Genomic DNA, 13,086 nt, shown 5'->3' on the forward strand with positions numbered 1-13,086 from the left:
TTGAATGTCTGTGCATAGCTTTGCCCAAGTTCCCTCAACCCATAAAAAAAATTATGTTTCTGCCAAATTGCCATTTTCTCAAAAAATGGTGCTAAATTCGCACCACAAAAGTAGCATTTATATATAATATTCAAAAATCTATTTTTGAAAAATATTGATAATCAATAAGTCATATTAGTTTTTGAGTAAAAATTACGGCTTTTCATAGCTTTTGCTCATCACTTATAATCTTAAAAGAAATGGATAAGAACCAAACCATTGGCATGGTGCTAATATTTGTAATGCTGTTCGCATACCTGACTTTTTTTAGCCCTGAACCTCCACCAATAGAACCCAAGCAAGAAGTTAGCACCACAGAGAAAAAAGATAGTACGCTTCAAAGTCAGGTGAAATTGAATACATTAAAAGACCAACCTGATTCAATATTACAGCAAAAGATGGGCTTTTTTGCCTTAGGTATGAAAGGGCAAGAGGAAAGTGTAGTGCTTGAAAATGAAGATATTAAAATTACTTTGAGTAGCTACGGAGCAAGAGTAAAGCAGGTATTGTTAAAAAATTATATTACGTACAAAAAAGCACCTTTGATATTAATAGATGAACAAAGCAGTAAGTTTAACTCCTTGATAAAAACAGAATTAGGTGACGTAAACTTGAATGAATTGTACTATGATGTAAATAAGATTGATAAAAACACAGTTGCCTTTGTGATAGGGCTGGACACAGAAAATTACTTAGAACACAAATTTACCTTAGCAGAAAAAGGCTTCGTAGTAGATTACAAACTCAACATCGTTGGCTCGCCACAAGGTTTATTAAAGTCTGACAAATTGTCATTCTCTTGGACTGACGATGTAAAACAGTTAGAAAAAGATTTGACAGACTCTCGCCGTTTTACTACGGTTAATTATTTTATGCCCCAAGACGAGCAGTTCGAGACGCTATCAGAAACCGCTTCGGGTTTAGAGGAAAAAGTAGCAGAAAAACCTGTGCGTTTTGTAAGTTTCAAACACAAGTTTTTTAATACTTCTATCATTACTGACGGATTTTTTAACAATGTCAAAGTAGCAAGTAACCCCATAGTAAGTGATGACATCATAAAAACGCTAAGTACCTCTTTAGAGATTCCTTTGGCAGATTTGAAGGAAAAAGAAGGAAGAAATATTCGCTTTTACTTCGGTCCTAATGAGTATAAGATTTGTGAGGCAGTTACGCCAAGTTTTGAGCGCAACGTATATTTGGGTTGGGCTATCTTTGCTCAGGTAAACAAGTACTTAATTATGCCACTTTTCTCTGTATTAGAGAAAGTTACTAATAACTACGGTATTGTTATTTTGCTTTTGGTGATAGTAGTGAAGTTAGTACTTTTCCCTTTGCAGTACAAGTCTTATGTGGGCATGGCAAAAATGAAGGTGTTGCAACCCGAAGTCAATGAAATTAGGGCAAAATATAGCGACCCTAATGACATGAATGCCCAACAAGAAATCATGCAGTTTTATGGGAAAGCGGGAGTAAGTCCCCTAAGTGGCTGTATTCCATTGGTTTTGCAAATGCCCGTATTCTTGGCTTTGTTCAACTTTTTCCCTAATGCCATTCAGTTAAGGCAAAAATCTTTCCTCTGGGCAGATGATTTGTCCTCTTATGATTCTATTTGGGATTTTGGCTTTAGCATACCTTTTTATGGCGACCACGTAAGTTTGTTTACTTTGCTGTTTACTGCCTCTCAGTTGGCATATACCTATTACAATAACCAGATAAACGTATCTATGCAGGCACAAATGAAAGTGATTACTTATATTATGCCTGTAATGTTCATATTCTTTCTTAATTCTTTTTCCTCTGGTTTAACGTATTACTACTTCATTTCCAACTTGATAACCATAGGTCAGCAAAATATCATCAAGGCATTTGTCAATGATGACAAGCTATTAGCTACGATTGAAGAAAAGCGCAAACAGAATGCGAATAAGAAACCTTCTTCTTTCCAACAGCGACTGCAAGAGGCGATGAGAGCCCAACAGGAAAAAACGACACAGAAAGAAGAGGAAAAGAAAAGCATCAAAGACCGATTGAAAAAATAAAAGGTGTTTATGTTGCGTTGCGGGTGATAACACCACGCAACGGCGTTTTATCATCAAAGACAGATTGAAAAATAAAGATATTGACAAAAAAAAGTAGAAAAAATACAGTATCAAGTGATAAGCGACTGCTTCCTTTGAAAAGAAGTAGTCGCTTGTTTTATTTTTTTCGACTTATTCGCTTGCCAAACTTGCTCATCATTGCTTTTACGCTTCTTTTTACTCATTATTTTCTTGTTCCTGCTGATTTTCATACAGTTTATAAGTTTTCCCAACTTTTTCTATTGATTATTTCTACTACACTTATCGCCGCAGGAGGGTACGTTATCAATGATTATTTTGATGTAAAAATAGATTTAGTCAATAAACCTGATAAGGTATTGATAAACAAGGTTTTTACTAAAAAAAGTATTTGGCAAATCTACGTTTTGTTAAATTTTTTAGCTCTTTTAGCTGGCTTTTTGGCAGATATGAAAATTGCTTTGATTCAAATTTTTTGTGGGCTAAGTTTGTATTTTTATGCACTTTATTTGAAAAAAATTGCTTTGTTAGGCAATGGCTTAGTGGCTTTGCTTTCTGCTTTGGTGGTCTTGCTTGCCAATGTTTTGTATGAAAAAAACTTTCCACTCGTCTATTTATTTGCAGGCTTTGCTTTTTTCATTTCGCTGATACGAGAGTTGGTCAAAGACATAGAGGACATAGAAGGCGATAAGGCAGGAAATTGCCAAACTTTTCCCATTTTATTTGGCGTATTTAATACAAAACTGTTGATTTTTAGTGTTATCCTGCTTTTCTTTCTTTCTCTTTTTTATTTCCCACATTGGCTTTTTTTGTCTATTCCCTATTACCTTTTGTATTGTTTTTTCATCAGCATCTTGCTTTTGACGTTAGCTTGGCAAGTTTTTTTTGCCAAAAGTAAAGCAGATTTTCACAGAGTAAGTAATTTTTCCAAACTTATTATGCTATTAGGAATGGTAGGAATGATATTTTTGCAAATACAATTTTAACATTACAATACTATGACTATCGCCATTTTTGCCTCAGGTACAGGCAGTAATGCAGTAAAAATCATTGAATATTTCAAAGAAAAACCCCAGTATCAGTTTATTGTTCTTTCTAACAAAAAAGATGCGCCTGTATTGGAAAAAGCACAAAACTTGGGAATAAAAACATGGACTTTTGGAAAGCAAGACTTCTATGAAAATAATAAAGTCTTAGCTATTTTGAAGGAACAAAAAGTTGATTTTGTGGTGCTTGCTGGATTTTTATGGCTTGTTCCCGAGCATATAGTTAAGTACTTTCCCAATAAAATCATTAACCTACACCCTGCACTTTTGCCCAAGCATGGAGGCAAGGGAATGTTTGGACACAAAGTACACGAGGCAGTTATCCAAGCCAAAGAAAAAGAAAGTGGCATTACTATCCACTATGTCAATGAAAGATACGATGAGGGTAGCATTATTTTCCAAGCCCAATGCCAAGTAAATGAAGGAGATACACCAGAATCTTTGGCAAATAAAATCCATGCTTTGGAGCATGAGCATCTGCCTCGTGTGTTGGAAAAGTTGCTTTTAGAAATGCACAATAAATAAGATATACTCACACTTGACAGGTTTTGCAAAACCTGTCAAGTGTCAAAGATTGTTTGAGTATAAAATATTAAACAGCTACTTTTACCCCTCTGGTCATTTCTCTTTTACCCGCCGCACCATGAGGACTTTGCACTTGCATACCCAAAGACTTCAAATCTCGCTTAAAACTTCCTTTGGCGCAGTAAGTTACTAAGATGCCATGTTCTTTCAAAAGAGCAACTGCCGTACTCAAACTTGATACTTCCCACATCTCAGGTTGTTTGGCAGGTGCAAAAGCATCAAAATAAACAATATCAAAAGTTGAATTAGGCGAAACAGAAAACGATTGTAGATTTTTTTGGGATTTGTGGAAAGAAAAAGAAGGCAGGATTTGATGTGTTTTTTCCCATTCGCACTGATGGATATAATCAAAATACTGGTGCAAATCTTGGCTCAATAATTCTTTGTAATTCAAATGACTTATCTCCACCCACGTCAATGGGTAAGGCTCTATGCTATGATAAAAGACCTGTATATCTGGATTTTGCAGGCAGAATTTTAAAGTTAAAATGGCATTCAGCCCCGTACCTAAACCCACTTCAAAGATGGCAATACTGTGCTGAGCGGGAAATTGATTGGCATACCAAGCTAATCCCTCTTTGATAAAAACATGTTCCGATTCCTGCCAAGCCCCATGAATAGAATGATAAGTTTCATTGAGTTCTTCCCAAAAAATAGTAGAAGAGCCATCTTTGGTCGTAATTACTTTTCTTTGCATGTATGATACTATTTTTTAGATGTAAGCTAAATTTTGTTTAATCGAAAATGTAATTTATCGCCTAAACAAACTATACTTTGTAAATATTTGTTACTTTTACACAATCAAAAACCTATACTGATGAAAAAGCCCAAAAATAAAGTAGAAAACGAAGAAAAACCCAAAGTTCACCCAGATTTAGAGGGTTTTGATGTAAAAATTAACTCTTTTGGAGAAATTGTTAGTACGCATAGCATTGAGAAAATCAATGAGTTTTTGAATAAAAACGTAGTGGATAAAAAGCTCAAAGACCGAGACGGTTTTAAACAAGATGAGGAATAAGATTCAGTTAGTTTGTATTGCTCTTTTTGTCATGGGCATTGCCTTTGTAGCCCATGCTTTTACCTTGTATCTTAAAAATGAAAGTACCAAATCTAAATATGAAAAAACAAAGGCAATCGTAACAGAAGCAAACACAAGCAGTAATCAAGCAACTTACTACCCAATGCTTCAGTTTAAAACCATTGATAATCAAAGAGTAAGGATAAGAGCCAGCAGAGAGAAACTCGGAGCAAATGTTGGGGATACTATCGAGATTTATTATGACATTATCAATCCCCAATCTATCTACATTCCAAGCAATCAAGAAAGCACCCTTATTATTATTCTTTTTTCTTTTGGATTGCTTATCGCACTTCCCGCTGTTGTATTTTTCAGGTGGCAATGGCTAAACAATAACAAAATCAAACAAATAAAAGTAAATGGCAAAAAATTAGTCGCTGTAGTTACGAGCATAGAAGAATTAGAAAGCCCTAAAATTTTGGGTGTAAAGCCTTATCGCATTCATTGCATAGCAAGCAATAACACATTTAACGGTACAAAGAAAGTTTTTCAAAGTGGATACATTTGGGAAAATCCCGCTAATTACCTACGAAATAATGAAATCAATGTGTTTATTGATGCCATTGATACAGAAAAGTACGTAGTGGACTTATCTTTTTTGCCTAATGAAGTGCTTTTTGAATATTAATGTTTTTTTACTACTTGCTTTTAGTTTTTGTTCTTGTCAGTCCTCCCCCGAAGAAGAACTATTACATGATTATATTCCCTATTTTGCAGATTCTCTACCTTCTCCCTTGCGAAATCCACTCACTACGGCAGGTGTTAATTTGGGGAAAATACTTTTTTTTGATACGCGTTTGTCGGGTAATAATCAAGTTTCTTGTGCTTCCTGTCATCTACCTTCTCAGGCTTTTGCAGATACTGTAGCCCTATCCACCCACGGCATATCAGGCAAGCCGCTTGTCCGAAATACCCCCACCTTATTGAATTTGGCTTGGACACAGCAAGGTCTTTTCTGGGACAGCGGGGCTAAAGACATAGAATCCTTAGTATTTGCTCCATTACGCCACGCTGACGAAATGGGGCAGGATTTATCACAACTCCCCCAAAAATTGAGAGCATTGCCATATTATCCTACACTTTTTAAAAAAGCCTTCCAACAAGATACTATTACCAACGCCATGATAGCCAGAGCCTTAGCCCAATATGTGCGTACACTTACTTTTGCAGATAGTCGTTATGATGAATACGCACAAGGGAAAATTCAGTTTACTCACTTAGAATTACAAGGCTTGCAAATTTTCCAAAAGGAATGTGCTACTTGTCACCCTCCACCGTTATTTACAGACAATTTATTTCACAATATTGGCTTGGACAGTATGTTTATTAATGATGAGGAAAGCATGTATTTAGGTAGATACAGAATCACGCTTGACTCTTCGGATATTGGCAAGTTTAAAACCCCTACTTTGCGGCGGTGGGCATTGACTTTTCCTTATATGCACGATGGAAGATTTAAAAATATCAACGAAGTTTTATTTCATTATCAGGCTAATATGAAAAAAAATCCTTATTTAGACCCACTATTTATCCGAGCAGATGGGAAAGTGGGTATTCCCTTGACCCAAGAAGAAATCAATGCGTTACTTGCTTTTTTGCAAACACTCTAAATCGACAACTTTAATTGACAAGGCTACATTTGTTTGAACGTGTCAGAGGTATCAGAGATTTAAAAGGTATAATTTTTGGGAAGTTTTTTTAATAGAATTATTATTTTAGCAGAATGAAACTATCTATACATCAAATATATTGGCTTTTATTTTTGCAAATAATTAGTTTACAGTTATTTGCACAAGACCTCCATACTACTTCTAAAAAAGCCATCAGATACTATGAAGATTCAAAGGAATTTTACCAAAAGGGAGATTTAGTCAAATCTGCTGAACTCTTGCTGAAGGCAATAGAGATTGATAATAATTTTGTAGAGGCTCACTTCGTTTTGGGAAATGCTTTCAAGCTACTTTCCAAAGACAGTCCCAATGCGGCAGAAAAGTATGAGTACCACTATCGCAAGTGCTTAGAAATTGCTCCACGAGATAGAAAATTAGCCCCTGTTTACTTCGAGGTGGCTCAATTGGATTTTCAAAAAGGAGATTACAAAGAAGCAAAAGAAAAGTGCAATATTTTTTTAAGTCTTACTCCTGTAAACAGTTCGCAGACGATTTTGGCACGCAAGATTATTGCTAATTGTGAGTATGCAGAAAAAGGAATGCAAAATCCTGTCAATTTTAAACCAAAGGAAGTTAGCCCGATTATTAACTCTTATAAATTACAATACTTTCCTGTGCTTTCAGCTGACCAGCAAATGATGATTTTTACGGCACGCAAAGGGAATGACCGCAAAAGCGATGAGGATATGTATGTGAGCAAAAAAGAGCATGACGAATGGACAAAGCCAGAGAATATCAAAGAACTAAATACAGAGTTTAATGAAGGAACTTGCACTATTTCTGCTGATGGGAAAGTACTAATTTTTACGGTTTGTGAAGGTTCAGAAAAAAGGAAAGTGTTTGGAAGTTGCGATTTATTTGTAAGCTACAATGTAGGGGGAAAGTGGCAAGAACCTCAAAACATGGGACCCAATGTCAATTCACGTTACTGGGACACGCAACCTTCTCTTTCTGCCGATGGGCGAACCTTGTACTTTATTTCAGAACGTCCAGGTGGACTTGGTGGGTACGATATTTGGAGAAGTAGGAGAGGAGAAGACGGTATTTGGGGGAGAGCAGAAAATCTCAGAGCAGTAAATACGCGCTTTAATGAATTAGCTCCTTTTATTCACGTAAACGGAACAACCTTGTTTTTTAGCTCTGATGGCTACCAAAACTATGGAGGTTACGACCTTTTCCGTACAGAATTTAAAAACGGGAGATGGCAACCCCCTGCTAACTTAGGCTATCCTATCAATGACTACCGCAATCAAATGGGTTTGTTTATCACTGCCGACGGACGAACTGCCTATTATTCTCACGAAGAAACTAAAGGCAACCTTATTTTGTCAAGTAAGATTTATAGCTTTGAAGTGCCAGAGGAGATGCGTCCTACAGTAGCAAGTAATTACGTCAAAGGTACAGTTTACGATGCCAAGACAAAGCAAAAGTTAGAGGCAAAAATAGACCTTTTTAATTTAGCTAATGATAGTATAGAATCTACGGTAAAGTCTGATGCTCAGAACGGGGATTACTTGATAGTGTTAAATAAAGGCTCAGAATACGCCCTTTATGTGAACAAAGAAGGCTATCTTTTCCAAAGTCTATCCTTCAATTACAGCGAAAAAGACGGCAAAGATGTAATCATTGATATTTACTTAGAGCCTATCGTGAGTGGTTCAAAAATCACGCTAAACAATATCTTTTTTGAAACAGCCAAGTGGGACTTACAAGAAAAATCCAAAACAGAACTGAATCGCATTTTAAAGTTTATGAAAGAAAATCCTGCAGTAAAAATAGAAATTAGCGGACATACTGACGATGTAGGCTCTGATGCAGCGAATTTAGACCTTTCTAAAAAGAGGGCGCAGTCCGTAGTAGATTACTTGACTAAGGCAGGCATTAATGCAAGTCGATTGCTCTCAAAAGGCTATGGAGAAACACAGCCCCTTATTCCAAATACCTCTGACGAAAATAGGGCTATGAACCGCCGAATAGAATTTAAGATATTGTGAGCTTGCAAACGGCTTTTTTCTTACCTTTGCGAAAAAATTACAGCAAAAGAGAAAATCAGAACGATAATGGACAAAAAAGTCAGAGTGCGTTTTGCTCCCAGCCCCACAGGCGGACTACACATTGGCGGAGTAAGAACTGCCTTATACAACTACTTAATAGCTAAAAAATACAATGGCAGCATGATTCTACGTATCGAGGATACCGACCAAACAAGGTACGTAGAAGGTGCAGAAGAATACATCAAAGAAGCTTTGGAATGGATAGGGATTCAGTTAGACGAAAGCCCTTGGCATGGAGGCGAGTTTGCTCCTTATCGTCAGTCTGAACGCAAAGCACTATATAAACAATACGCTGAGCAGTTAGTCAAAGACGGACATGCCTACTATGCTTTTGATACAGAAGAAGAATGGGAAAAAAAGAGAAAAGAATTAGAATCCGCAGGAGTTATCTCTCCACAGTATAATAGCATTACCCGAATGCAGATGAAAAACTCCCTTACTTTGTCAGAAAGCGAGGTAAATACTAAACTCGCCGTAGGAGAACCTTACGTAATTCGTTTGAAAGTCCCTCGTAAAGAAGATATTAGAGTACATGACCTTATTCGCGGTTGGGTAACTTTTCACTCCTCTTTGTTAGATGATAGAGTATTACTCAAATCTGACGGAATGCCTACATACCACTTAGCCAATGTAGTAGATGACTATTTGATGCAAATTTCTCATGTGATTCGTGGAGAAGAATGGCTACCTTCTGCCCCTATTCACGTCTTGCTTTACAAGTATTTAGGTTGGGAAAAAGAAATGCCACAATTTGCTCATTTGCCACTCATACTCAATCCCGACGGCAATGGGAAATTGAGCAAACGCTACGCCGACCAGTTGGGTTTCCCAGTTTTTCCTTTGCAATGGAAAAGCCCAGAGAAAGACGAGGTGATGAAGGGTTACAGAGAGGAAGGCTACTTTCCTGAGGCGATGGTAAACTTTTTGGTACTATTAGGGTGGAATGCGGGAACAGAGCAAGAGATTTTTTCTATGCAAGAATTGATAGAGGCTTTTTCTATTGAAAGAATTGGTAAAGCAGGCACTAAGTTTGACATCAACAAGGCAAAATGGTTCAATCAACAATATTTGAAAGCTAAACCTAATGAAGAATTAGCAAAACTTTTTATAGAAGATTTGAAAAAACAAAATATCACTCTTTCCCAAGAAAAAGCCGAGAAAGTAGTAAGTATTCTCAAAGACAGAGTAACTTTTGTAAAAGATTTCCTTCAAGAAGGTAGTTATTTATTCTATGCTCCACAAACTTTTGACCAGCAAGTAGCAAGCAAGAAATGGAATCAGCAAGTCGTAGAGGTATTGACAGCCTATAAGAATCAATTAAAAAATCTTACTGCCTTGCTTGATGCCAGCAATGCCAAAGATATCCTGCATCAAGTTACTGATAGTTTAGGAATTAAATTTGGAAGTGTCATGCAAGGAGTTCGCTTAGCAATTACAGGCGTAGGAGCAGGAGCAGACTTAATGGAAATTATTGCATTTTTAGGAATAGAAGAAGTAAGTAAACGCATTGACTATGCGATTAAAACTTTGAAAATAGCTTAATGATTAAAGTAATAAGCCTTTACTACATTTTTTTGCCTTAGTAAAGGCTTTTTGTTTTTTTATCTTTACCTAAGTTAAAATTTGCCTATTTATACTCACTTTTTCATATAAAAAATTTAAATTTGTGCTTCCATTTAGACCAACATCTCAACCTTCCTTTTCACATTTTACTCAGTTTGTTATTTTCAAATCTATTTTTTATGGCACAGTACCAATTATGGATTAATAAAAAATCTTACACCGTAGATGTAGAACCACAAATGCCTTTGCTTTGGGTCATCAGAGATGTCTTAGAGATGACAGGTACAAAATACGGCTGTGGCATGGCACAGTGTGGGGCTTGTACAGTTCACCTTGACGGGGTAGCAACCAAAACCTGCGTATTACCCGTTTCCGCTGTAATAGGAAAGCAAATTACGACTATCGAAGGGCTTTCTGAGGACAGGACGCACCCCGTTCAAAAAGCATGGATAGAAGAACAAGTGCCCCAGTGTGGCTACTGCCAATCAGGGCAAATCATGGCGGCTTCGGCTCTTTTAGCTAAAAATCCGAACCCAAGTGATGCAGAAATTGATGTCGCAATGCAAGGAAATATTTGTCGCTGCGGTACTTACCAAAGAGTTCGCCAAGCAATTCACGTAGCCTCAGAGCTAATGAAAAAAGAAAGCAACGGACAAGGGGGAAAATAACTTTTTAAAATACAAGTTTGAAAACGGTTAGTTTTATTTTTCATGTACTTCGTACCGAGAGATAACACATGAAAAAGGGAAAAATAATTAACAAGTCATCTTATCGTGTGTTTTCACACGATAAGCAAAAACAAATGAAAAAACAATGGAAAAAAATATAAATCGCCGCAATTTTCTTAAACTCTCAGGGGCTACAAGTGCGGTTTTGGCTTTGGGTATTTACTTCCCCGCCAATAGCAAAGAGGCTCTGATAGAAAACTTGACTACTAAGTCCTTAGAACTTTCTCCTTTTATCATCATAGATACTGCGGGAAAAATCACGCTTATCAATCCTCGTCCTGACATGGGACAAGGCACTTTTCACTCTATTCCCTTACTCATTGCAGAAGAATTAGAGGTGGACATCAACAAAATAGAAATTAAACCTTCTGACGGAACCCCTAAATATGGTGGGCAACTCTCTGGGGGGAGTGGTAGCGTCAGGGCTTCTTGGTTGCCCATGCGAAAAGCGGGGGCTTCAGCAAAAGAAATGCTCATCAAAGCGGCGGCAAATCGCTGGCAAGTGAGTGAAAACGAATGTTATGCCCAAGACGGAAAGGTTTTTAATAAGAAAAATAATACGAGCCTTTCTTATGGGGAGTTGGTGGAGGAAGCCGCTAAATTGGAAGTACCAAAAGAACCCAAACTCAAAGAAAAGAAAGATTTTAGGTATTTGGGCAAAAAGACTAAAAGAGTAGATATCCCTTCTAAAGTTGATGGTTCTGCGATTTTTGGCATGGATTTGAAAATTCCTAACATGGTCTATGCCGTCATAGAGCATTGCCCTGCTATCTGGGGAAAGGTAGCTTCTATTGACGACAGCGAAACCCGCAAAGTCGCCGGGGTAAAAGATGTCATCAAAATTACTCGCCCTGTATTTATGAAACAGCCTGAGTGCGTGGCTGTTATTGCCAACAGCACTTATGCCGCTATGCAAGGCAGAAAAGCCCTCAAAGTTACTTGGGAAAGTGCAGAAGCAGAGAAATTCAATTCGGCAGACTACTTCAAAAAAATGCGTGAACTGGCAAAAACCGAAGGCAATCCTCATGAAACCGAAGGAGATGTAAAAACAGCCCTTGCCAAAGCAAACAAGGTGATTACTGCCGAGTATGAAACACCTTTTGCCTCACACGCTCCTATGGAAACCGAAGCCTGCGTAGTCCATGTGAAAGAGGATTCTTGCGAAATTTGGGCACCTATCCAAAGTCCTGACACAAGTGCCTTTGGCGTAGGGGGGCAGGTAGCAATGGCAGTTGGCATGAAACCTGAGCAAGTCAAAGTAAATGTAGTATTTATGGGAGGTGCGTTTGGAAGAAAAGCATTTTACGACTTTGTAGTTCAAGCCGCTTTACTCTCAAAGCAGTTAAAAGCCCCTGTAAAAGTAGTTTGGACAAGAGAAGATGATATTACGCAAGGTCCCTTCCGTCCCGCTATGCTCAATGCTTTCAAAGGTGGAATTGATAAAAATGGGAATGTCATTGCTTTCCAACACACGATTATTGGCGGTTCTATCCAAAGCCAATGGGGGGGCATGGCAAATGGGAAAAAAGTAGATGAGTGGGCAGTGGAAGCGGTGGACAAGGAAAATAGCCCTTACGAAATCCCCAATTTCCGTTTGGACTACCATCATGCCGAGCCTTCTGTGCCTTTGCTTTGGTGGCGTTCAGTCTATTCTTCTACCAATGGTTTTGGGCATGAAAGTTTTATAGACGAGTTGGCTCATGCGGCAAAAAAAGACCCAATGGATTTCAGAATCGGATTGTTGGAAAAAGCCCCAAGATTCAAAAAAGTTTTGGAAACACTGAAGGAAAAATCCAAATGGACTGAAAAACTTCCCAAAGGCAAAGCGAGAGGTGTGGCTATAATCCGTTCATTTGGAACGATTTGCGCCCATGTAGTAACCGTTGCTCAAAAAGGCAAGGAAATCGTCGTGGAAAAAGTGGTTACAGTCATAGATTGCGGCATGACCGTCAGCCCTGACAACGTAAAAGCTCAAACTGAAGGCAATATCGTCATGGGACTGACTGCGGCAGTCAAAGACGGAATCACTTTTGTAAACGGGAAGGCACAACAAAGCAACTTTCACAATTACCAAATGATACGTATTCAAGAAACGCCAAAAATGGAAATACACATCATGGAAAACGACGAGCAACCAAGTGGGGTAGGGGAACCAGGTCTTCCTCCGCTTGCTCCAGCTTTGGCAAATGCAATTTTTGCACTCACAGGCAAGAGAATCAGGACTTTACCTTTGAAACTGGAGGTATAAAGTAAAGAGTGTTGGTTA

General features: G+C 37.9%; 11 protein-coding genes. 10 read left to right on the forward strand and 1 reads right to left on the reverse strand.

From position 1 onward, the window contains the following. Positions 1-239: 239 nt before the first annotated feature. From yidC to purN, 3 genes are all read left to right on the forward strand, one after another. The gene (gene yidC / locus BM141_RS12050; protein WP_091545623.1) at positions 240-2,078 is read left to right on the forward strand and encodes a membrane protein insertase YidC; all 1,839 of its coding nucleotides are present in this window, start codon (positions 240-242) and stop codon (positions 2,076-2,078) included. A gap of 80 nt (positions 2,079-2,158) precedes the next feature. Further along, a complete protein-coding gene (locus tag BM141_RS12055; RefSeq protein ID WP_177217363.1) occupies positions 2,159-3,082 on the forward strand; it encodes a geranylgeranylglycerol-phosphate geranylgeranyltransferase in 924 nt (307 codons plus the stop codon). Between the two features lie 12 nt (positions 3,083-3,094). After that, on the forward strand, positions 3,095-3,667 hold the full coding sequence (purN, locus tag BM141_RS12060; RefSeq protein WP_091545627.1) for a phosphoribosylglycinamide formyltransferase: 573 nt from the start codon (positions 3,095-3,097) through the stop codon (positions 3,665-3,667). A 67-nt stretch (positions 3,668-3,734) separates the two neighbouring features. Here purN and mnmD read toward each other — a convergent pair whose 3' ends face one another. Continuing rightward, positions 3,735-4,424 (reverse strand): tRNA (5-methylaminomethyl-2-thiouridine)(34)-methyltransferase MnmC2, encoded by a 690-nt coding sequence (gene mnmD / locus BM141_RS12065; RefSeq protein WP_091545629.1) that lies wholly within the window; start codon positions 4,422-4,424, stop codon positions 3,735-3,737. A gap of 120 nt (positions 4,425-4,544) precedes the next feature. On the opposite strand from mnmD, the gene BM141_RS12070 reads away from it, so the two are divergent. The 7 genes from BM141_RS12070 (at position 4,545) to BM141_RS12100 (ending at position 13,068) form a co-directional block, all read left to right on the forward strand. Then, entirely contained in the window at positions 4,545-4,745 is a 201-nt protein-coding gene (locus BM141_RS12070; RefSeq protein WP_091545631.1) for a hypothetical protein, read from the forward strand. Beyond that, positions 4,735-5,433, forward strand: a complete 699-nt coding sequence (locus BM141_RS12075) for a DUF3592 domain-containing protein (RefSeq protein WP_091545634.1) — start codon at positions 4,735-4,737, stop codon at positions 5,431-5,433. The genes BM141_RS12070 and BM141_RS12075 overlap by 11 nt, the downstream gene beginning before the upstream one ends. Continuing rightward, positions 5,411-6,415, forward strand: a complete 1,005-nt coding sequence (locus BM141_RS12080; protein WP_091545636.1) for a cytochrome-c peroxidase — start codon at positions 5,411-5,413, stop codon at positions 6,413-6,415. The genes BM141_RS12075 and BM141_RS12080 overlap by 23 nt, the downstream gene beginning before the upstream one ends. A 152-nt stretch (positions 6,416-6,567) precedes the next feature. Continuing rightward, positions 6,568-8,469: an OmpA family protein gene (locus tag BM141_RS12085; protein ID WP_221407674.1), complete on the forward strand. Its 1,902-nt coding sequence runs from the start codon at positions 6,568-6,570 to the stop codon at positions 8,467-8,469. 66 nt (positions 8,470-8,535) lie between these two features. After that, on the forward strand, positions 8,536-10,071 hold the full coding sequence (gene gltX, locus BM141_RS12090) for a glutamate--tRNA ligase (RefSeq protein ID WP_091545641.1): 1,536 nt from the start codon (positions 8,536-8,538) through the stop codon (positions 10,069-10,071). Between the two features lie 200 nt (positions 10,072-10,271). Next, entirely contained in the window at positions 10,272-10,760 is a 489-nt protein-coding gene (locus BM141_RS12095; RefSeq protein WP_091545643.1) for a (2Fe-2S)-binding protein, read from the forward strand. 145 nt (positions 10,761-10,905) lie between these two features. Further along, entirely contained in the window at positions 10,906-13,068 is a 2,163-nt protein-coding gene (locus tag BM141_RS12100; RefSeq protein ID WP_091545646.1) for a molybdopterin cofactor-binding domain-containing protein, read from the forward strand. Positions 13,069-13,086: the final 18 nt, after the last annotated feature.

The sequence above is a fragment of the Thermoflexibacter ruber genome (assembly GCF_900113045.1).
Taxonomy (GTDB): Bacteria; Bacteroidota; Bacteroidia; order Cytophagales; family Thermoflexibacteraceae; genus Thermoflexibacter; species Thermoflexibacter ruber.

Excerpts from the sequence above, each read along its gene's own strand:
- yidC (WP_091545623.1), top strand. The coding sequence starts at position 240 with ATGGATAAGAACCAAACCATTGGCATGGTGCTAATATTTGTAATGCTG.
- purN (WP_091545627.1), top strand. The coding sequence starts at position 3,095 with ATGACTATCGCCATTTTTGCCTCAGGTACAGGCAGTAATGCAGTAAAA.
- mnmD (WP_091545629.1), bottom strand. The coding sequence starts at position 4,424 with ATGCAAAGAAAAGTAATTACGACCAAAGATGGCTCTTCTACTATTTTT.
- BM141_RS12070 (WP_091545631.1), top strand. The coding sequence starts at position 4,545 with ATGAAAAAGCCCAAAAATAAAGTAGAAAACGAAGAAAAACCCAAAGTT.
- BM141_RS12075 (WP_091545634.1), top strand. The coding sequence starts at position 4,735 with ATGAGGAATAAGATTCAGTTAGTTTGTATTGCTCTTTTTGTCATGGGC.
- BM141_RS12080 (WP_091545636.1), top strand. The coding sequence starts at position 5,411 with ATGAAGTGCTTTTTGAATATTAATGTTTTTTTACTACTTGCTTTTAGT.
- gltX (WP_091545641.1), top strand. The coding sequence starts at position 8,536 with ATGGACAAAAAAGTCAGAGTGCGTTTTGCTCCCAGCCCCACAGGCGGA.
- BM141_RS12095 (WP_091545643.1), top strand. The coding sequence starts at position 10,272 with ATGGCACAGTACCAATTATGGATTAATAAAAAATCTTACACCGTAGAT.
- BM141_RS12100 (WP_091545646.1), top strand. The coding sequence starts at position 10,906 with ATGGAAAAAAATATAAATCGCCGCAATTTTCTTAAACTCTCAGGGGCT.